Raw genomic sequence first — 19,091 nt, forward strand, 5'->3', positions numbered from 1 at the left:
GTTCACGCAGCCGCGATTCGACTACCCGATTCGAATGGCCATCTCCTGTTCGAAGCTCTCGGTGCCACAGAGTTCGAACCCGACGTTCTCGTACAGGGCGATGGCGGGACCGTTCCACCGCTCGACCGTGAGCCAGACGTGTTCGATCCCGCGGTCGCTCGCGTAGCCGAGGAGGTGCTCGAGCAGCTGGGTGCCGATGCCGGCTTGCTGGTAGCGCTGGTGGACGAAGATCGCGAGCTCCCACTCGACGTCGCCGAGGTCGTCGATCGCGTCCGGATCGTCGGCGTCGGGGACGAGCGTGGCGTGGCCGGCGACGGCGTCGTCCTCGAGGGCGACGACGTTGACGCCGCCGGCGAAGATCGGCTCGAGCCAGTCGCGGATCCGCTTCTCGCCGGTCGGCGGGATGCCCTGTGCGCGGTCTGCGGGATCGAACTCGTCGTACATCTCGACGAGGGCGTCGACCTGTCGCTCGTCACCCTCCTCGAGCGAGCGGACCTCGATCGAGCGCCCTTCACCGTCGGTGAATCGCGTGGGCGGTGACGGGAACGGGCCGGCCGTGTCGTCGGGGTAGAGGCGCGTCGCCGTCATCGTCATCGAACCAGTTTGACCGACGTCGTCGCGTTCAACAGGACGAACTCCGTGATCGGCCCGATCCGAATCTTCCCCATCGGACTCTGTTTGCCGCCGCCGATTACCAGCTGGTCGAACTCGCCTCGCTCGGCGAACTCGACGAGGGCGCTGCCTGGATCGCCCTCGAGCGTCTCGAACGCGGCGTCGATCCCGGCCTCCTCGAGCAGCGTTTCGGCCTCGTCGCGGATCTCGGTCGGGGACCGTCCCGTCTCTGGCTTCTCGACGATCGCGACCGTGAGGTCGTCGCCCGCCTCCTGTGTCCGGTCGATCGTCTCCCGTAGCGCTCGCATCGATTCGTCGCTGCCGACGATTCCGAGTAAGACGTCCATAGGCCGAGTGTGAGCCGACGGAGGAAAATAATTGCGCCGGTCAGAGACGGGAGTCCGCGCCGGTCGTGCCCACGCCCGCCTCCGCGATCGGCGCTCGAACTGTGTCAACAGCGACCATCCCTTGCGTGGGACGACGACGTTAAGACGGTGTGGCGAAAAGTTCCGTGGAATGAGTGACGAGACGCTCGACGTCGTCGAATTTCTGCTCACAACGAGCGTCTACTCCGACGACAGATCGCTGGACGAGAACGACTTGCCGCCGGCAATTCGCCGCGTCTACTGGACCGGAACCGGCGGGAACGACGGACCGAACGACGACCGATCCCGACGGCGCGGCATCGAACGCCCCCTCTCGGCGACGACTGGCACGGCTCGACAGGCGACCGGCATCGACCAGCCCTGGGAGGCCGTCTCCGGGCTGATGTTCACCGATCGGGACGAGTTCTCGGGAGCAATCAAGCTCACCGAACGCGAGCTAGCCGAACGCTGGTTCACAGAGCGCGCCGACGAGGAGCGACTGATGGCCAACCCGACGCTCGCGAAGCACTTCGAGGACCACGAAGCGTTCGACCTCGACTACGAGGTTGCGCGTGAGGCGAACCGCCCCATCCAGGCCGACCGCGTCTGGATCGACGGCCTCCTCGAGGAGTACTTCGGTGACGACGAGGACGACCAGGAGATGCTCGACTTAGTCGAGGTTCGGGCGCCCGAGGAGGTCGAGATCACGCTCGACGACCTCGTGTTGACCGACGACCAGGAACTCGAGATCGAGAAGATCGCGAAGGCGATCGAACACCGCGACTACTTGGCCGACATCGGGCTGCGCGAGATCGGCAAGCTGCTGTTCGTCGGGCCGCCGGGCACCGGCAAGACGTCGACCGCGCGGGCGCTGGCCCGGGACATGGATCTCCCGTTCGTCGAGGTCAAGCTCTCGATGATCACCTCCCAGTACCTCGGAGAGACGGCGAAGAACGTCGACAAGACGTTCGAGGTCGCCAAACGGCTCTCGCCGTGTATCCTCTTCATCGACGAGTTCGACTTCGTCGCCAAAACGCGACGCAGCGACGAACACGCCGCACTCAAACGCGCCGTCAACACCCTGCTCAAGAGCATCGACGACGTCTCGCTGATCCAGGACGACGTCTTACTCATCGGCGCGACCAACCACCCCGACCAGCTCGACGCCGCCGCCTGGCGACGCTTCGACGAGATCGTCAACTTCCCCAAACCGGACGGCATCATGCGCGCGGACATCCTCCGGATCATCACCCGGACGATGGACATCGAGGAGTTCGACCCCGCCGCCATCGCCGAGGCCACCGAGGGGCTCACCGGCAGCGACCTTCGGATGGTGCTCCGGGAAGCCGTCCTCGAGGCGCTCACCGAAGATCGGACGACGCTCACCCAGGAAGACCTCCTCGAGGCCGTCGCTGACTTCGAGGAGCGAGACAACTTAAAGAACATGGATATGATCGAGGGCGACCACGAGGCGCTCGTCGCCGGCGGCGACCTCGGTGCGGCGAGTGGCGACGGGCACGACCACGACCACGATCACTCGCACGACCACTGACCGCACGGCGGCTCACCGCGCCCGCCCACGTCGCCACCCTTTTGCCCACACCGTCCCCACTCGAGCCCATGACCGCCGACCGGAACGTCTTCGGGACCGAACTCGAGCCCTGCAGCACCGATCCGACGACGGGGTACCTGCGCGACGGCTGCTGCCGACGCGTCGACTCGGACCGGGGTCGCCACGAGCTCTGTGCCGTGATGACCGAGGAGTTCCTCGCGTTCTCCCGGGCGCGGGGCAACGACCTCATCACGCCCCGTCCCGAGTTCGACTTCCCTGGACTCGAGCCGGACGACCGCTGGTGTCTCTGTCTCGAACGGTGGCTCGAGGCTGTCGAGGCAGGGCGCGCACCACCAATCGTGCTCGAGGCGACCCACGAGGCGGTGTTGCGCGACGTCGAGCCGGACGTCCTCCGCGAACACGAGTACGACGGCGGGTAGTGGGCTCGAGTAACACCCTTATGATCTGCCACCCAACGGGGCCGACATGAACGAGTCGCGCCGTCGCGAGGACGTGGGAGGAGCACCACGGGGTGACGGGTGAGGATGCGCGTCACGCTGCTCGGCACCGGTGACACGACGGGGACGCCGACCGTCGGCTGTGACTGTGACACCTGTACGGCCGCCCGCGAACGAGGCCTCGAGCGCACGCGCTTTTCGGTCCACGTCGAGAACGAGCGAACGGGCGAAGCCCTCCTCGTCGACGCCAGCCCCGACTTTCGGTACCAGTTCCTCCGCGACGAGGTTCCCCTGCCGGACGCCGCGATCATCACACACGTTCACTTCGACCACCTCGACGGGCTAGGCAACGTCTTCCGACTCGTCGACACGCTCGAGGTGCTCGCGGCCGACGAGACCGACCCCGAGACCGGCCAGAGCGTCGCCGAGACCGTGGCCGAAGACTACCACTACCTCGACGCGGTGGCGGTCCACCCGACGACGCCGCTCGAGCTGACCCGGGTTTGCGGGTTCGACGTGACGCTGGTGCCGGTCGATCACCCGCCGCTCGTCTGCTACGGGCTGACGATCGAGGAGCCGGAGACGGGCGCGAAGCTGTCGATCACGGGCGACACGAGCTACGCCATCCCCGAGCCATCCCGGGAGGCGCTCGCCGACCCCGACCTGCTGCTCGCCGACGCGATCGTCCCTGCCCACCTCTGTTCGTACCACCCAGCCGGCGGCCGCCACGAGGACGCCGAGGGCACGCCGCGGACGTTCGGCCGAAAACACATGACTCGAGAAGGGGCGCTCTCGCTCGCCGAGGAGCTGAACGCGAGCGAGGTCAGGCTGGTCCACGTCGCCCACTACTACCCGGCCGACGAGGCGTTCGAGGAGCCACTCGCCGTTGACGGCGAGGAGTACGTACTCTGATCGGGTGTAGCCCCCGGCGTGCGTTTTCTCAGCTGAACCGATCGAGGCCAGACTGCCGCCGTTTTTTCCCCGCCGGATCGGCGACCCACAGCGTTTGGCGATCGCGCTCGGCCTCGAGATCGACGTCGGGGCTATCGCCGGGCTCGTACCCGTCACAGTCCGGCCCGCACTCGGCGCCCGCGTCGACGACCCGCCCCTTCCACGCACAGAACGGCAGCGTCGCGCCGCTCGAGTCGTCGGGGGTGCAGGCCCGACAGCCAGGAAACGCGAACGTTCGCCACCCCTTCCCGTAGGCGCGTTCGGCCAGCCGGCGGCGGGCACGCGCTTTTTCCGCCGGCGAGACGACGGCGATGTCAGTTCGGACGGGGTGGTCCTCGAGCGGTTCGACTCCGGGCTCGTCGACGGGAAGCGGCGTCGGTTCGCGAACGACGTCGATCTCGAGGGGACCGTCGCCGTCGCGGTGGATCCGCCAGACGCCCACCTCGTCGGGAATGCGGTTGAGGTGCGCTCTCGTCACGTAGCTCTCGGTCGCGAGGATCGCCTCGTCGACGAGCGCGAGGCTGACGTCGGTTCGCAGCTGGAACTCGAGGTCGCCCGGCCGGCCGAGGTCGGGTTTGTTCTCGATCCCGACGAGTCGGCCGAACCACTCCGGGTAGCGCGCGACCTGTCGGACGTACTCGCGGCCGTTGCGTCGCTCGGCCTCGAAGAAGCCGATCTCGAGGGCGCGCTCGGTGGCCCGGCGGGCCGCCTCGGGGTGACAGTCGAAGGCGTCCTTCCAGTACCGGGCCCGGCCGGGGCCGACGGCCGACTCGATCGCCGCGTCGGGAATCGAGGCGTCCGTGATCGCGACGCGCTCGTCGAACTCGGGACCCGGCTCGACGCAGATCACGTCGAGGATCCGCCCGCCCGGGTTCGCGACGCTCGCGCCGAGTTGCCGGGCGAGGATTCCGTCGCGACGCTCCTCGAGTGTGGCACACAGCTCGAGTTCGAACGCGAACTCGCTCACGGCAGGAGAGAGGGCCGAGCGGGTGAAAAGCGCGCGGGTTCGACGACGCCGATTTAGCGATCCGGTCCGCCGAGGTGGCCGTGATCCACCCCGTCGAACCGGCGGCGGTCGAGTCGTTCGGGCGGCTCATCGTCCGCTCGAGGGGCGTCACGGGTGGGTTGTTCGAGTCGAGCGAGGAGCAGTCGACCGACTCGACTCGTGGCGAGGGGAATCGCGAGCGCGAGTCCGAAGCCCACGAGGAGAGCGACCGGAACGAGCACCGGCGACGGCCACGGGAGTGCGTTGGCCACTGTAGCCGCACCGAGGATGCCGGCGACGAGCGAGACGGTCGTCAGCAGCGAGACGGCTGCTTCGGTAGCGAGGCTCCGTTCGTTCTTCGATCCGGGGGGAGACGGGGGTGGGGTGATCGGGTCCATCGGCCTTCGAGTGAACGGAGGGGTGGTACGCCAATAAGTGTAATCTGAAAAACACTTCTGTACGCGGCCGTACAGAAATTCGCTTCAGTACGTTCACGGACGGTTCCCGCGATCACCGTGGACGTCGCTGCGATGCGTCGTCCGACTCAGGCCGGACTCATCACCGAGTACGCCGCTGCGTACCCCAGTAGACAGCAGCACGCGGCCACGAGCGCGGTGACGCCCCAGACGGCGATCGCGTCTCGAGGTCGCGCGTGGAGATTCGGAACCCGGTGGACGGTGGCGACGGCGCCGAGAATCGACCCCACGGCGACGACGCCGGCGGCGAACCCGTACGCCAGCTGGAACGTCGGCGGCGGGACGAACGAGACGGCGCCGGCGTAGCCGAATCCGGCGAGTGCGACCGGATGCATCGTTTCGCGAACGGTGCGCCCAGTCAGCCGGACGGCGACGAGCGCCGCCACGATGCCGAGTGTGACTTCGATGCCGAACGCGACGAGCAGGTTGTACGTCGGCTCGGCCGAGAAGTAGAGCCGGTCGATCGGCGGCTCGGACGACAGCGGGTAGAGGAACGCCGGCGGATGCCCCATCCAGACGTCGCCGAAGGGATGTGAGAGGATTCCGACCGCGGCGGCCCCACTGACCTCGAGCGGGGTTAGTCCCCGCCGAAGCGCCCACCACGCGACCGCGAGTGAGGCGCCAAGGAAGAGCCCCATCGTCACGAGCCCGAGCAGTTCGTCGGTCGAGAGCGCGACCGCCACGAGGAGCCCAATCAGCAGCATCGAGCCGATCGCCGGCAGAGCGGCGCTCCAGAGCGGTGTCGTCGTCCGGCGGCGGTAGGCGTCTGAAAATCCGAAGACGACGAGCACGGCGAGCCCGCCGGTGAGCAGCGAGTGAGTCAACGTCCGGTGGACGATCCACGACTCCGGCCAGACGTACTCCGTCGTGGGGAAGACGTTCGTCGGCCCGGCCCGCGCGATCACGTAGACCGTGTGCCACATGTCGATGTCGGGAACCATTCCGTACACGCCCGCGACCACGCCGACCAGGAGTGCTCGCCGACGCTCGAGGCCGGCCCACCGCGCGACGGGCGCCGCGAGCGCGAACGCGAGCAGTGCGTGTCCGAGGTACATCGATGCCGGGTGTCCTCACTCGAGTGTTCTGTAGTTATCGATCGGCCGGGGTCGGCGGTCGGATGGCGACCCGGTCTCGGCCGCTCCCGCCGACACGGTTCAGCCGTACCAGCGAATTTCGTCGGCGCGGTGACGACTGTCGTACGCTTCGATCCCCTCACCGAGGGCCCACCGGACGCGGAAGTCGTCGTACAGCGTCGAGTACATGTAATCGAGAAACGTGACCGGGATCACGAGTTCGCCGTCGACCCGGCGGACGCTCGCGAGGAGCAGGTAGTAGTGTTTGTGCCGGTAGTCACAGACGTATCCCGTGAACACCGGGTGGGTCTGCTCGGGAGCGGGGATGGCGTGAAACGCTTCCATCGCACGACGGGTCAACTCGGTGCAAAAGAGCCCGTCGTTCTCCCCGGCCACGAGCGCTTCGAAGTCCGCCGGCGACTCGAAGTGACGGCGAAGGTCACGACGCCCGAAGATGACGTTGTCCTCGATCGATCCCGCCACGTACCGGGCCACGTCGTACGAGGAGTACTCGCGGAAGCCTTCGGCCAGCCCCGTGACGAGCGCCCGGGTGTCGGCCGGATCGACGCCCGCGAACGTCTCGACGAGGCCGGGGTCGACCGCCGCGATCCGTCGGCCCCGAAGCGCCGACGCCGTGAACGGTCGCGTCGATTCGGACTCGAGCCGGTCGAAGAACGCCGGGGACTGGTCGTAGACGAACCGAACCTCCCCCGCTTCGAGCGCCGCGAGGTCGGCGACGAGTTCCTCGAGCGGCCCGCCCTCGAGCTCGAGGTCGTCGTCGACGGTGGCGGCGTCGACAGGATCGTCGGCGGCCGGGTCGAACTCGGCGATCCGCTCGTCGTCCCGGACCGAGATGACTCCGTCGTGCTGTTCGATCCGGTAGTCCTCGGCGGTTGCGACGTGCTCGCCCGATGGGGAAAGTCCGCCGGAGACGACCGAGTCGAGGTCCTGGATCGTCAGGTTCGTTCCCGTGAAGCGGTCGTAGCCGAGAAAGACGTTGTAGATCGCCACACCGCTTCCGACAGTCGCCCCGCCACCGACGGCTCCCGCGAGTAGCTGGCGACGGGTCAGTTCGACGTCAGTCACGCTTTCTGGATTCATCGTCGTCGGGCAAAGTCGTTTCGTCACTACCGTCGTCGACCGAACCGACGGATGGACGGGCGGTCTCGAGAACGACCGTCTCACCGGCCGTCACCGACTCGCCGAGGTCGACCGCGAACTCTTCACAGTTGACCGTGCGTGGAACACAGACGTCGACGCGGCTTCCGAACGCGATGTGACCGATCCGATCGCCGCGCTCGAGTTCGTCTCCCGGTTCGACGTACGGGTAAATGCGACGGGCGAACGCCCCTGCGACGAGCGTGACTTCTCGAGGACCCGTGAGTGCGTCGGTAACGTCGTGCTCGCTCCCGGGACCGTCCGCCGGATCTTCGGGCGCGAAGCGGACGTGGACCCGTTCGTTTCGGTCGGAGTCTTTCGAGAACGCTGGCTTGTGTGCACCCGGAACGTGCTCGACCGACTCGACTACGCCATCGAACGGTGCCCGGACGACGTGGACGTGCCAGACGTTCATGAAGACGCCGAGGCGGACCTGCTCCTCTTCTTCACGGCGAACGGAGACCGTCCCGTCAGCCGGCGAGACGACGCCGGTGGGCGGTGGCGTCCGCTCGGGATCGCGAAAAAAGAGGAGGACGAACGCTCCGAGGGCGAGTGCGAGGACGCTCGCCGTGACGCTGAAGATGAGGGCGAACGGCGCGGCGAGCAACGGGACGATGGCGTACCGCCAGGCCCCGGGCGCGAACTTCATGTCGCGAGAGACGTGGGGTGGTCCTTTGGCCGTTTCGGGATAGTTTGCAACCGAGTGCTGGTTGTCGGCGGCTACACACGGGTCGGACTACGCCGAGCGCCGACCACCGCTTCGGCGCTGGCGACGCTGCTGAATCGTCAGCGGGCCGTTCCCGTCGGAGCCGGCTGTATTCGAGCCGTACAACGAACTCGAGGTGTTGGGCTGCTCTGCCTGTCAAACCGGCTCACTCATCCGACGACTTCGGCTTCGCGACGCTTGTCCGTTGTAAATTTTAATACAGTATTCTATTACAGAACAACACTATAACTACTTGAATCAATGATGGTCACATGAACGAGAGGGTTCGTACAGTCGAATCGAGATCGTCGCGTTCGGTCGGTTTGAATGATCGAACGCCGGATATCACTCGAGCACTGGGGTTCACCGCTGCCATCGTCACCGTACTGGCTCTGGTAGCGGTCGGACTGACGGTCGCCCCGGGAGTCGTCGTGGCCGACGAGGCCGACGGCGCCCCCGATCCGGACGACTACGAGGATATCCTCGAGCACATGGCGGGCGACGGCTCCGCCGACGATCCGTACGTCGTCACGAACGTCACGGAGTTGCAGGCGGTCGCAGGTGACCTCGAGGCCGACTACGTCCTCGGGGCAGACGTCGACGCGAGCGCGACGGCAACCTGGAACGGCGGAGACGGCTTCTCCCCGATCGGCGACGAGGACGAACGCTTCGCGGGCACCTTCGACGGCGACGGTCACACCATCGAGGGACTCACCATCGACCGAAGCGAGTCGTTCCTCGTCGGTCTGTTCGGGGTCACCGAGGGAACCGTCGAACGCGTCGGCCTCGAGTCGGTATCGATCGAGGGTGACTCACGCGTTGGTGCACTCGCCGGATACCACGACCACGACGGCGAGGTGCGCGAGTCGTACGCGACCGGCACCGTCACTGGCAACGGAGACCGCGTCGGTGGGCTCGTCGGAGAGAACTATGCCGACGTGGATCAGTCGTACGCGACTGGCACCGTCACTGGCCAATCGTTTTGGGTCGGCGGGCTTATTGGGCGGAACTTTGGCAACGTGGATCAGTCGTACGCGACTGGCACCGTCACCGGCAACGGAACCGAATTCGGGGGGCTTATTGGGGGGAACTTTGGCAACGTGGATCAGTCGTACGCGACTGGCACCGTCACCGGCAACGGAACCGACTCCGGGGGGCTTATTGGGGGGAACTTTGGCAACGTGGATCAGTCGTACGCGACTGGCACCGTCACCGGCAACGGAACCGACTTCGGTGGGCTCATTGGGAGACACGAGATTGGCCACGTGACCGATTCCTACTGGGACCGCGAAACGACCGGTCAGCACTCCTCGAGCGGGGTTCCGGACCGTTACGGACTCACCACCTACGAGATGACCGGTTCGGAGGCGACTGCCAACATGAATCTCTCGTTCCCAGGAACGTGGGACGTCATCGATGAGGGCACCGTCGTCTCGTATCCCTTCCTCAGCCAAAACCCACAGGAGCCGGCACCTGGCTACGAGGAGCGCTTCGCCGGCGGCGACGGGAGCGAAGCCACTCCCTACGAGATCGAAACCTGGCACCACCTCGAGAACGCTCGATACGAACTCGAGGCGAACTATACGTTGATCGGCGACCTCGATTCGGAAACCGACGGCTACGACGATATCGCGAGCGAGAACGCAGACGACGGGGCCGGATTCGATCCCATCGGATCGGACGGTTCGACCCCGTTCGAAGGAGCGTTCGACGGGAATGGGTACGTGATCGACGGACTGTACATCGATCGAGAGGACGAGTTTAACGTCGGTCTGTTCGGAGCTAACGAGGGGACGATTCGAAACGTCACGATGGAGGCGGTGACGGTGACCGGTGAGGCGTTCGTGGGAGGCCTCGTCGGCAGGAATGAGGGCACCGTCGAGGCGTCTACAGCCGACGCCACGGTCATCGGAGACGACTACGTAGGAGGGGTCACCGGCGTGAACGCAGAAGGAGGTGAGATCCTCGAGTCTACGAGCAGCGGGCTCGTCTTCAGCGAGGTCAAAGTGGCTGGCGGACTCGTCGGGCACAACGAGGAATCCACGATCGAAGAGTCGTACACGAGTGCGATCGTTTTCGGAGAGGAGCACGCTGGCGGTCTCGTCGGTTCGAACGTCGACGGTACCGTGACCCACACCTATGCGACCGGTGACGTCTCCGGAACCGAGTCCGTCGGCGGCGCCGTCGCCGTGAACAACGGGACCATCGAATCCTCGTACTCGATCGGGAGCGTCAGTGGTGGCGATCCAGTCGGCGGGTTCGCAGGTGAGAACGATGGCTCACTCGAGGGCGTCTACTGGGACGGTGAGACGGTCGACAACCCGTCCCTCGACGGCGTCGGCCTCGGAGACGACGGCGCCACCGAACTCGACACCGCCCAGCTGACGGGCGAGAACGCCACCGACAACGCGGAGGGGCTCGACTTCAACGCCCCATCGACCTGGGCGACGATCCCCGACGACTACCCGACACTGGCGTGGGAGGTCGACATCATCGGCGTCACGTCCCTCGATCCCGAGGAGACGACGGTCGACGCTGGTGACGCCGTGCCCGTCACCGCAACGGTGGAGAATCCGGAACCCCTCGAGATCACCAGCACGGTCGAACTCCGCCTCGAGGACGACTCCGTGGCGACGACCGAGGTCGAACTCGGGTTGATCGAGAACGAGACGATCACGTTCGACGGAGAGGACGCCATCGACACCGACGGACTCGAGGGCGAGTACACCTATACCGTCGCCACGGACACCGACCAGGCCAGCGGGACGCTGACCGTCGGACCTGGTTCCGGCGAGCCGCAACTTGGTGAGTATACGAACGACGACGACGTCGTCGAAACCGACGGCCTTCGGGACGCCATCGACGACTGGCGTAGCGGCGTGATCGACACCGACCTGCTGCGAGACGTGATCGACGCCTGGCGAAGCGGCGACCCAGTCGACTGATCGACCGGCGTCTCACCACAGTGAGACGGTCCCGGTTGGCTGCTGCACCGGGCCCCATCGGCACCGACCCACGAGGCGAAATCACGATCTGCGCGGGTGTTACCCGGGAGGACCATTCGTCTTTAGCTAAGACGAGGGTGTCATAGAATACGTCGCACACGAAAGGGCAGGGTTGAGAAGCCGTGTCCAGCAGCACTCAAACCCTGCAAGATGAGCCTTGGATAGACGAGTTCTTTAATCTCGTGGCTGTCGAGACACTTCCGCTCTTTGAGTACCTCGACTTTGACTTTCTCAGCGAGTATGACGTGTTCGCCCCCGCTCGTCGGGGGCGAACACGAGATCATCACCCGCCAGAACTGTTCAAAGGCTTTCTTCACTGCTACTACAAGGGAATCTACGGGCCTCGTCCTGTCACCCGAGAACTCCAAAACACGGCCGTCTGGCTCAGCTGTGGGTTCGATCGACCGCCGTCGAGAGACGCGGTCGATCGCTTCCTCACTGACCTCGGACTGGTCGTTGACGACGTGTTCAGTCGCCTCGTCGAGCAGGCCGCTACCTGCGGCCTGCTCGACTCTACCTTCCGGATCGATTCAACCGATCTCGAAGCCCTTGCGTGGAACGATGACGCGTCGTGGAACTACGATCCAACGGCCGAAGCCTACTACTACGGGTTCGGTCTCACGATTGTTTCGGCAGGGCCAAAGATTCCGATTGCAGCGGAGTTTACGCAGGCGAAACAGGCCTCGAAGGAGACGGCGATGCGCGTCACACGTGACGCGCTCGCCGTCAAACAGCCGATCTGGATGCTTGGAGACAGTGGCTACGACATCCTCGATTGGCACGACTTCCTGCTGGAAGCAGGAGTCGTGCCGATCGCCCCGTACAACCCACGAAACACCAGCGAACCGCTCGATATCGAATACCGCGTCGAAAACCGAATCAGCGAATTCACCGAGGATGTGACGCTCAAGCGTTCGATCCTCGCTGAGACATACAAGCGACGAACGCAAGTTGAGCGAACGTTTGGAGCGTGTTCAGACTGCGGCCTCGGGACGCTGCGCGCCCGAGGCCGCGTCCATGCGCGAGTACAAGCGTTCCTTGGATTGTGTCTCCGAGTGATCGTCGCAATCACGAACTACGAACAGGGCGAAAATCCGGGCCGAACCAAGCTCGTGGTATGAGATGAATTGTATGACACCCTCTAAGACTGCTGGTTATACTCTGTGGCGGAATTATGCTTAATGGTATTAGTCGAACGAATCTAGCGGCTGAACCGCTGATGCGGCTGAGAGTCAACAGTACAGATAATGCAGAGACTGCTTTTTCGCCCCGCAGCGGTCGTATACTGACGAAACCCACCTCCAAAACGGTGTTATTCGGTATTACTCTGAGTATTAGCTAAAGACGGATGATGTCGAACGCGAACTCGGTGTTCCCCGCAACGAGCGTGTCCATGGTATTGGCATCGACATCTGGATCATCTCGGTGTTCAGACGAAGCGGGGTTTGATTCCTTCTCATTCCCGTTCTCTAAACCAGGTGGGAAATCCGCGAGACAACCTGACAGGCTGGCAAGTACTGCACCCGAGAGCGCCAAGAGCTTGCGCCGATTCGCGGCCATACGCTATGTTCATGAAATCAACCCATAAAAGTGGCTCAAACTGAAAAGCTTCTTTGAGCTATTCACATTAGCGAACGACGTGCGAGCGAGTGAGTGCAAAGTGAGCCATCTTTACTGATTGTGGAGGTAGTCGTAGAACACTCGGGGCGTGACGATCTCGATACCGCGAAAAGAGCCGAAGTCAAGTAAGTGTTGGTCACCGGAAACGAGGTAATCAACGTTCCCAGCTACCGCTGCCTCCAGAAATTTATCATCATCTGGGTCTTCTTCAACCGCTCTGATGTCTTTTTCGGGCTCTACGAACTCGGCAAAATAGCGGATAGTCTCGACTTCCTTTTGAACGTCTTCCTCATCCATATGAAACCGATCAGGATATTTGAGTAGTGTCTCTCGAAACTCCGTGAGCGTAGCCACGGAAACGACGATCTGATACTCGCCCTCAAACCCCGCCACGACTACGTTGTGAGGAGTGCCTTTCGAGATTACCGAGGAGATAAGGACGTTCGTGTCTAGAACTGCCTTCATTCATCAGCGCCCCGCGCTTCGTGGACCAACTGATCGACGTCCTCCATCGAAAGTTCGACCGTTCCAGCACGTTGTTCGACTCGTTTCTGGAATTCTTCGACCGACGGAAGATCGATCTTTTTCAGGACGAGTCCGTAGTCGGTCGGTACGACCATCAACTTCGTTCCCTTTTCGAGGCCGAACTGCTTACGAAGACGGCTTGGGATCGTGATCTGGCCCTTCGAGGTAACCGTCGTAACTTCGGGATCATCCGTGCTCATACCACGTAAGAATTCCTTACGCACAGTCTTGAATCCATCGGTGGATATGCTGCTCTACCGGTCCCCAGAACAGCTTTCTTTGATGAGGTCGGTTTGTTGTCTCCATTCTGGGCAATAAATAGGTCGTGTCCCAAACTCGTCTAGAGTCGTAACTGACTCCTGTGGAAACAGGGTCACCTCTGGTATCCAGCCCGAAGTGACCCATGCACGCCACAATCGACGCGCAAGTCACGGTTAGCATCGACTTAGACAAAACGCTACCGCTTGCCACTCTCGCTGAATCTTTCACAGAGCTTCACCTCGAGGCGACGATCCTCGAGGAGCTTGTCAAAAGCCTCGACGAGCGCCTCGTCGAGGCGTACTGTGGGGAGAAGCACGCGCGCGGAAACGGCGATCGCCGTTTCCAGCGCGCCGGAACCACAACACGAACAGCTGTGACAACCGCAGGAGAGCACGAATTTTCCCTTCATCACGTCAAAGACACCGCTGCCACCGGTGACGATCCTACCTACTTCCGCCCTCTCGAAGATCTCATCGAATTCGACGGGCAGCGCATCTATCAAGAGGATATTTCGCTCCAGAGTACCGAACTCGCTACGTCGCTCAGCTTTCGTGATGCCGTCGCCCACGGCGACGGCTTCACTCCGATGCCTTCGAGAACGACGATCAACCGCCGAGTCCGTGAGTACGGCAGCAAACTCGGTGACTTCGTTCGTGATCGGCTTCCTGGGACGAACGCAGACACTGTCGTTCCTGACGGAACGAAGTGTCATAGCCAGCAGGACCACTGCACGCACCACGACGTCAACGTCACCCTCGGACAGATCACCGAGGGTGACGACACGGAAACCACGCTCTTAGACGTCAATGTGGACGAACCGTGGGCTGAGACAGCAGAAGATCTCAAGGAAAAGGAAGCGGTCACTGACGACGCTGCGGTCGTCAGTGACAGCGAAAACTCCCTCGTTGATGCGTTCGAAGCCAGTTATCGATCTCACCAGCTCGATCTTGTTCACGTTGGTCGAACGCTCAAGTACAAGCTGTGGAAGGACGGTACTTTCCCACTTGAAAAGCGGAAAGAGATCGCCTCAGACGTCACTAACGACCTGTTTCATCTGAAGAACTCAGTTGCGCTTCACGCACCGAAGAATGAGCGTTTGGCGATCCGCGAGCGGATCGACCAAACGCTCGAAAACCTCACGAAGGAGGCGTGGCGCTTAGAGCAACAGGACTCTCCAAAAGCAGCGGCGTACCTCCGAAAATGGGCACAAGCAACCGTGACATTCGCCGAACTCGCGCTCGAGGGACAAGAGATACCGTGGACATCGAACGTGGTTGAACGAGCCATGGGAGAAATCTCGAAACGGTGTAAAAACCAGTGGATGCGATGGACAGAATCCGGCCTAGAATCGCTCCTCTGGCTTAATCTCGTGAGATATGCCGATCCTGAGCAGTTCGCGGCGTTCGCCGACGAACTGCTCGAGCGATCAGCCAAAACAGCCATCACAATGGAGGTGTCAGTTGACGCTACCAGAGGCGAACTCTAGACGAGTTTGTGACGGGACCAATAAATACGGTTCACGATCCTACGACAGCTACTCACGGATCTGATTCAAGATCATGTTAGCAAACTAGTGATTTGTAGAACGCTAAACAGTCAAGTTAGGGACCACAGGTCACCAAGTTCTATATCGCAGAATAGGATTTATGAATTCGGCGGGGGCGCGTGAGCGCCAAACGAATGCCACTCGAGTGAAACCGAGCCTGCCGGCCGTCAGGACCCTTATACGTGCACGGCGGTTACGGCTCGCCATGGTGCGGAACGTCGCCGGCATGCTGCCGGAACTCGAGACGGAGGACTTCTACCTGCTTTCGGGCGTCGAACAGGGGATGCGCTTCTCGGAGTGGGTCCAGCGGGAGAAGCTCCCGAAATTCACGGGACTCACGCCCGAGGAGGTGGCGTACCGCCTCGAGCGCTGTCTCAAGCGGGGGCTGATCGAGAAGAAGACGATCCAGTACGAGGGCTACACCCTCCAGTTCGAGGGCTACGATGCTCTCGCCCTGCGCGCACTCGTCGAGCGGGATACGATCGCCGAGTTCGGTTCGCCACTGGGCGTCGGCAAGGAGAGCGACGTCTACGAGGTTCGCTCGTACAAACCGCTGGCGCTGAAGTACCACCGCGAGGGCTATACGAACTTCCGCGAGGTACACAAAGAACGGGATTACACCTCGGAGAAGCGCCACGTCTCCTGGATGTACACCGCGCGCAAGGCCGCCGAGCGCGAGCACGAGATCCTCGAGGCGCTGTACCCCGACGTGGCCGTCCCTCAGCCGATCGACCAGAATCGCCACGCCATCGTCATGGAGAAGATGGACGGCGTCGAGCTCTCGCGGACGAAACTCGAGGACGAACAGATCGTCGGCGTTCTCGAGTTACTCTTGCGAGAACTCACGCGTGCGTACGAGGAGGGGTACGTCCACGCCGACATGAGCGAGTACAACGTCTTCGTGAGCGAGGCGGGCATCACGATCTTCGACTGGCCCCAGGCGGTCCCGACCGATCACGAGAACGCTGTGGAGTTCCTGCGACGCGACGTGACCAACCTCGTCGGCTACTTCCGGCGAAAGTACCCTCGCGACGTCCCCGACCTCGACGTCGAGCAGGTGGCGACGGCGATCGAGGACGGCTCGTTCGACTCCCTCGAGTAAGCCGCCGCCAACGGTCCGAAAACGGCGCGATCCGGCGAGTGAGCCGACTTGTTCCCCACGTCGTGCACGCGAGCAGCGGTGGTGTGTCGCACACGGAATAAATCGCATGGCGGTATACGGAATCTGTGTTCGTCGGCGACGGCCGTCCCGTCCGTAGCGGCCGCTTGCCCCCTCGAGCGACGGCTGGGGGGTTGTCGAGCCGGCCACTGCGTGAGACGTGTGGTGTCGATCGATCGTCGGGAACGCGACGTGGTGAACCGCGGTCTGCGGCAATAGTTGAGAATAATACTCGGCCCCGGTGATTATTACCGGTGCATGGAAAGTTATTACTCCCTATCGACCCTCGCCCCCAGACATGGAGCGCGATCACGATCGCACACTCGAGACGCTCGCGGTGACCGAGGGCGAGACCCCCTTCCGACGGGGGAGCGAGGCGGGCGACGTCACCTCGCCGATCCACCTGGCATCGACGTTCGCCCTGCCGGGGCTCGATGCCGACATGAGCTTAGAGGACATCGACCCGGACGCGGGCGAGTTCGTCTACTCGCGGCTGTCGAACCCGACGCGTCACGCCCTCGAGAAGCGCCTCGCGGCGCTCGAGGGCGGTGCGCACGGAATGGCCTTCTCATCGGGGACAGCAGCCATCTTCACGACGCTGCTCTCGAGCGTCGAACCCGGCGATCACGTCGTGGCGTTCGACGACCTCTACGCTGGGACCAAGCGAATGCTCGATGGCGTCTTCGCGGCGCGACTCGGCGTCGAGGTGTCCTACGTCGACGCCACCGACACCGCCAACGTCGAGGCGGCGACGACCGACGAGACGGCGGTCGTCTGGATGGAGTCGCCGACGAACCCCAAACTCGACCTCTGTGACATCGAAGCGATCGCCGAGATCGCCGACGCCCACGACGCGACGTTCGGCGTCGACAACACCTTCGCGAGCCCGTACTTCCAGCAGCCACTCGAGCTGGGCGCGGACGTCGTCGCCCACAGTGCGACGAAGTACCTCAACGGGCACTCCGACGCGGTCTGTGGCGCGGTCGTCACCGACGACGACGAGCTCGCAGAGGAGATCTGCTTCCAGCAGCAGGTCGGTACCGGCGACATGCTCTCGCCGTTCGACAGCTACCTCACCCTCCGCGGGCTGAAGACCCTCCCCATGCGGATGCGCCAGCACGAGGCGAACGCGATGGCGATCGCCGAGTTCCTCGAGACCCGCGAGGAAGTCGCTGCCGTCTACTACCCCGGCCTCGAGAGTCACCCGGATCACGACCTCGCCTGTGAGCAGATGGACGGCTTCGGCGGCATCCTCTCGTTCGAACTCGAGGGCGAGCTCGAGGACGCAACGCGGTTCGTCGAGGCGCTCGAGGAGTTCACCCTGGCCGTCTCGGTCGGCGGCGTCGAGAGCCTCATCGAGCTGCCGGCGAAGATGACCCACGAGCCCCTGCCCCGCGAGGAGCGCGAGGAGCTGGGGATCACCGACACGCTCTTTCGGGTCTCCGTCGGCGTCGAGGGAGTCGAGGATCTGTTGGCCGATCTGGAGCGCGGGTTCGAGGCGCTGGACCGGCAGACGGTCGTTGCAGACGACGACTGATCCAGTCTGCTGAGAGACTGCCGTTACGATTCTAGACTCGCCGCCAGCTCCCGGAGCCGCGCGATCCGTTCGTCAGTCGGGGGATGTGAGCGCGTCTCGACGTGAAACCCATCGTCGGCGACGACTCCGTCGTCGAAGCCGTGAGGGAGCAGACACATCCCGTCGAGCCCGCGGTATCGAACCCGGGCGTCCTCGCTCGGGGGCGTGGCGACCTCGTCGAGCGTTGCCAGCGCGCTCGCGAGCGCGGCAGGATCACCGGCGAGCCGGGCGCCGTCGCGGTCGGCGACGAACTCGCGCTGGCGCGAGAGCCCCCGACTGAGGAAGACGACGGGGGTAGCGAGCAGCCCAAGCGCGACGCCGCCGAGCAGGACGGTTACGGCCACCGCGATTCCGAACTGGGCCAGTCCCTCGAGGCTGGCGATCGGCACCCCGAGTGCTGTCGCGGCGAGGACGTAACAGCCGACCGCGAGCGCGCCCCAGAACAGCGGCTTCGTGCCGTCGGGGAGTGCCTCCTCGAGCGGCGAGTACTCGTCCGCCACGAGCGCGGGGAGAAACGACGCGAGGGTCATCACGACCGCGTCGCGGTTGGCGAGGTGGACGAGTTCGTGGGCGAGGACGGCGTCGAGTTCGTCGTCAGTGAGCGTCTCGAGCAACCCCTCGCTGACGACGACGGTGCCCGACCGCAGGCCGCCGACGGCGAAGCTGTTGGGGACGTCGGTGTCGGCGACGGCGACCGTCGGGACGCGCAGGTCGGCGAGCGTCGAGAGGCGGGTGACGCGGGCGTGGAGGTCGGGGTGGCTCTCGGCCGTGATCGGTTCGGCGTCGGCCTCCGCGAGCAGCTCCTGTCGGGTGTACCGGAGCTGGACCCAGACGAGTCCAGTGAGGACCAGAGCGATCAGCAGGGCGTACCGACCGAGCGTCGAGCCGATACCGAGGGCAGCGAGGAGGGGGGCGAGCCACGGCTCGAGCAGGGCGACCAGCACGAGGGCGAACGCGAGGTCGATCGCGAGCACGAGTGCCAGCGTGGCGCCCATGCGAGCCGTGAGATCGTCTCCTGCCATCTGCGGTAGATACAAAGTGTAACCACAAGTGAGTTTCGCTG

At 63.9% G+C, this 19,091-nt stretch carries 19 protein-coding genes; 8 read left to right on the forward strand and 11 right to left on the reverse strand.

The window, feature by feature from the left end:
• Positions 1–21 precede the first annotated feature (21 nt).
• Together NMQ09_RS06995 and NMQ09_RS07000 are read right to left on the reverse strand one after the other, a co-directional pair.
• On the reverse strand, positions 22–588 hold the full coding sequence (locus NMQ09_RS06995; protein WP_255193880.1) for a GNAT family N-acetyltransferase: 567 nt from the start codon (positions 586–588) through the stop codon (positions 22–24).
• A gap of 2 nt (positions 589–590) precedes the next feature.
• A complete protein-coding gene (locus NMQ09_RS07000) occupies positions 591–959 on the reverse strand; it encodes a universal stress protein (protein WP_255193881.1) in 369 nt (122 codons plus the stop codon).
• Positions 960–1,128: 169 nt separating this feature from the next.
• On the opposite strand from NMQ09_RS07000, the gene NMQ09_RS07005 reads away from it, so the two are divergent.
• The 3 genes from NMQ09_RS07005 to NMQ09_RS07015 all read left to right on the forward strand — a co-directional run bounded on the left by NMQ09_RS07005 (position 1,129) and on the right by NMQ09_RS07015 (position 3,899).
• Entirely contained in the window at positions 1,129–2,529 is a 1,401-nt protein-coding gene (locus tag NMQ09_RS07005; RefSeq protein ID WP_255193882.1) for an ATP-binding protein, read from the forward strand.
• Positions 2,530–2,597: 68 nt separating this feature from the next.
• A complete protein-coding gene (locus tag NMQ09_RS07010) occupies positions 2,598–2,969 on the forward strand; it encodes a DUF2237 family protein (protein ID WP_255193883.1) in 372 nt (123 codons plus the stop codon).
• Positions 2,970–3,074: 105 nt separating this feature from the next.
• A complete protein-coding gene (locus NMQ09_RS07015) occupies positions 3,075–3,899 on the forward strand; it encodes an MBL fold metallo-hydrolase (protein WP_255193884.1) in 825 nt (274 codons plus the stop codon).
• A gap of 28 nt (positions 3,900–3,927) precedes the next feature.
• On the opposite strand, the gene NMQ09_RS07020 is transcribed toward NMQ09_RS07015, so the two are convergent.
• The 5 genes from NMQ09_RS07020 to NMQ09_RS07040 form a co-directional block, all read right to left on the reverse strand.
• Entirely contained in the window at positions 3,928–4,905 is a 978-nt protein-coding gene (locus NMQ09_RS07020) for a DUF5787 family protein (protein WP_255193885.1), read from the reverse strand.
• 53 nt (positions 4,906–4,958) lie between these two features.
• Positions 4,959–5,321 (reverse strand): hypothetical protein, encoded by a 363-nt coding sequence (locus tag NMQ09_RS07025; protein WP_255193886.1) that lies wholly within the window; start codon positions 5,319–5,321, stop codon positions 4,959–4,961.
• Between the two features lie 146 nt (positions 5,322–5,467).
• Complete coding sequence (locus NMQ09_RS07030) at positions 5,468–6,454, reverse strand: metal-dependent hydrolase (RefSeq protein WP_255193887.1); 987 nt, start codon at positions 6,452–6,454, stop codon at positions 5,468–5,470.
• Between the two features lie 99 nt (positions 6,455–6,553).
• Positions 6,554–7,558, reverse strand: coding sequence for a hypothetical protein (locus NMQ09_RS07035; protein ID WP_255193888.1), 1,005 nt, complete (start codon positions 7,556–7,558; stop codon positions 6,554–6,556).
• A complete protein-coding gene (locus NMQ09_RS07040) occupies positions 7,551–8,279 on the reverse strand; it encodes a protein sorting system archaetidylserine decarboxylase (protein ID WP_255193889.1) in 729 nt (242 codons plus the stop codon). Before NMQ09_RS07040 ends, NMQ09_RS07035 begins: the two co-directional genes overlap by 8 nt.
• A 380-nt stretch (positions 8,280–8,659) precedes the next feature.
• On the opposite strand from NMQ09_RS07040, the gene NMQ09_RS07045 reads away from it, so the two are divergent.
• Positions 8,660–11,281: a GLUG motif-containing protein gene (locus NMQ09_RS07045; RefSeq protein ID WP_255193890.1), complete on the forward strand. Its 2,622-nt coding sequence runs from the start codon at positions 8,660–8,662 to the stop codon at positions 11,279–11,281.
• A 182-nt stretch (positions 11,282–11,463) separates the two neighbouring features.
• A complete protein-coding gene (locus tag NMQ09_RS07050; RefSeq protein ID WP_255193891.1) occupies positions 11,464–12,462 on the forward strand; it encodes a transposase in 999 nt (332 codons plus the stop codon).
• 217 nt (positions 12,463–12,679) lie between these two features.
• Here the strand turns inward: NMQ09_RS07050 and NMQ09_RS07055 are convergent, their stop codons facing one another.
• The 3 genes from NMQ09_RS07055 to NMQ09_RS07065 all read right to left on the reverse strand — a co-directional run bounded on the left by NMQ09_RS07055 (position 12,680) and on the right by NMQ09_RS07065 (position 13,710).
• Positions 12,680–12,901: a hypothetical protein gene (locus NMQ09_RS07055; RefSeq protein ID WP_255193892.1), complete on the reverse strand. Its 222-nt coding sequence runs from the start codon at positions 12,899–12,901 to the stop codon at positions 12,680–12,682.
• 111 nt (positions 12,902–13,012) lie between these two features.
• Complete coding sequence (locus tag NMQ09_RS07060) at positions 13,013–13,426, reverse strand: putative toxin-antitoxin system toxin component, PIN family (protein ID WP_255193893.1); 414 nt, start codon at positions 13,424–13,426, stop codon at positions 13,013–13,015.
• On the reverse strand, positions 13,423–13,710 hold the full coding sequence (locus NMQ09_RS07065) for an AbrB/MazE/SpoVT family DNA-binding domain-containing protein (protein WP_255193894.1): 288 nt from the start codon (positions 13,708–13,710) through the stop codon (positions 13,423–13,425). Before NMQ09_RS07065 ends, NMQ09_RS07060 begins: the two co-directional genes overlap by 4 nt.
• A 179-nt stretch (positions 13,711–13,889) precedes the next feature.
• On the opposite strand from NMQ09_RS07065, the gene NMQ09_RS07070 reads away from it, so the two are divergent.
• From NMQ09_RS07070 to NMQ09_RS07080, 3 genes are all read left to right on the forward strand, one after another.
• The gene (locus NMQ09_RS07070) at positions 13,890–15,233 is read left to right on the forward strand and encodes an ISH6 family transposase (RefSeq protein WP_255191950.1); all 1,344 of its coding nucleotides are present in this window, start codon (positions 13,890–13,892) and stop codon (positions 15,231–15,233) included.
• A gap of 265 nt (positions 15,234–15,498) precedes the next feature.
• Positions 15,499–16,395 (forward strand): serine/threonine-protein kinase RIO2, encoded by an 897-nt coding sequence (locus tag NMQ09_RS07075; RefSeq protein ID WP_255193895.1) that lies wholly within the window; start codon positions 15,499–15,501, stop codon positions 16,393–16,395.
• A gap of 355 nt (positions 16,396–16,750) precedes the next feature.
• Positions 16,751–17,989, forward strand: coding sequence for a trans-sulfuration enzyme family protein (locus tag NMQ09_RS07080; RefSeq protein WP_255193896.1), 1,239 nt, complete (start codon positions 16,751–16,753; stop codon positions 17,987–17,989).
• Positions 17,990–18,012: 23 nt separating this feature from the next.
• Here the strand turns inward: NMQ09_RS07080 and NMQ09_RS07085 are convergent, their stop codons facing one another.
• The gene (locus NMQ09_RS07085) at positions 18,013–19,050 is read right to left on the reverse strand and encodes a M48 family metalloprotease (protein ID WP_255193897.1); all 1,038 of its coding nucleotides are present in this window, start codon (positions 19,048–19,050) and stop codon (positions 18,013–18,015) included.
• Positions 19,051–19,091: the final 41 nt, after the last annotated feature.

It is taken from the genome of Natronobeatus ordinarius (assembly GCF_024362485.1).
Lineage (GTDB): Archaea > Halobacteriota > Halobacteria > Halobacteriales > Natrialbaceae > Natronobeatus > Natronobeatus ordinarius.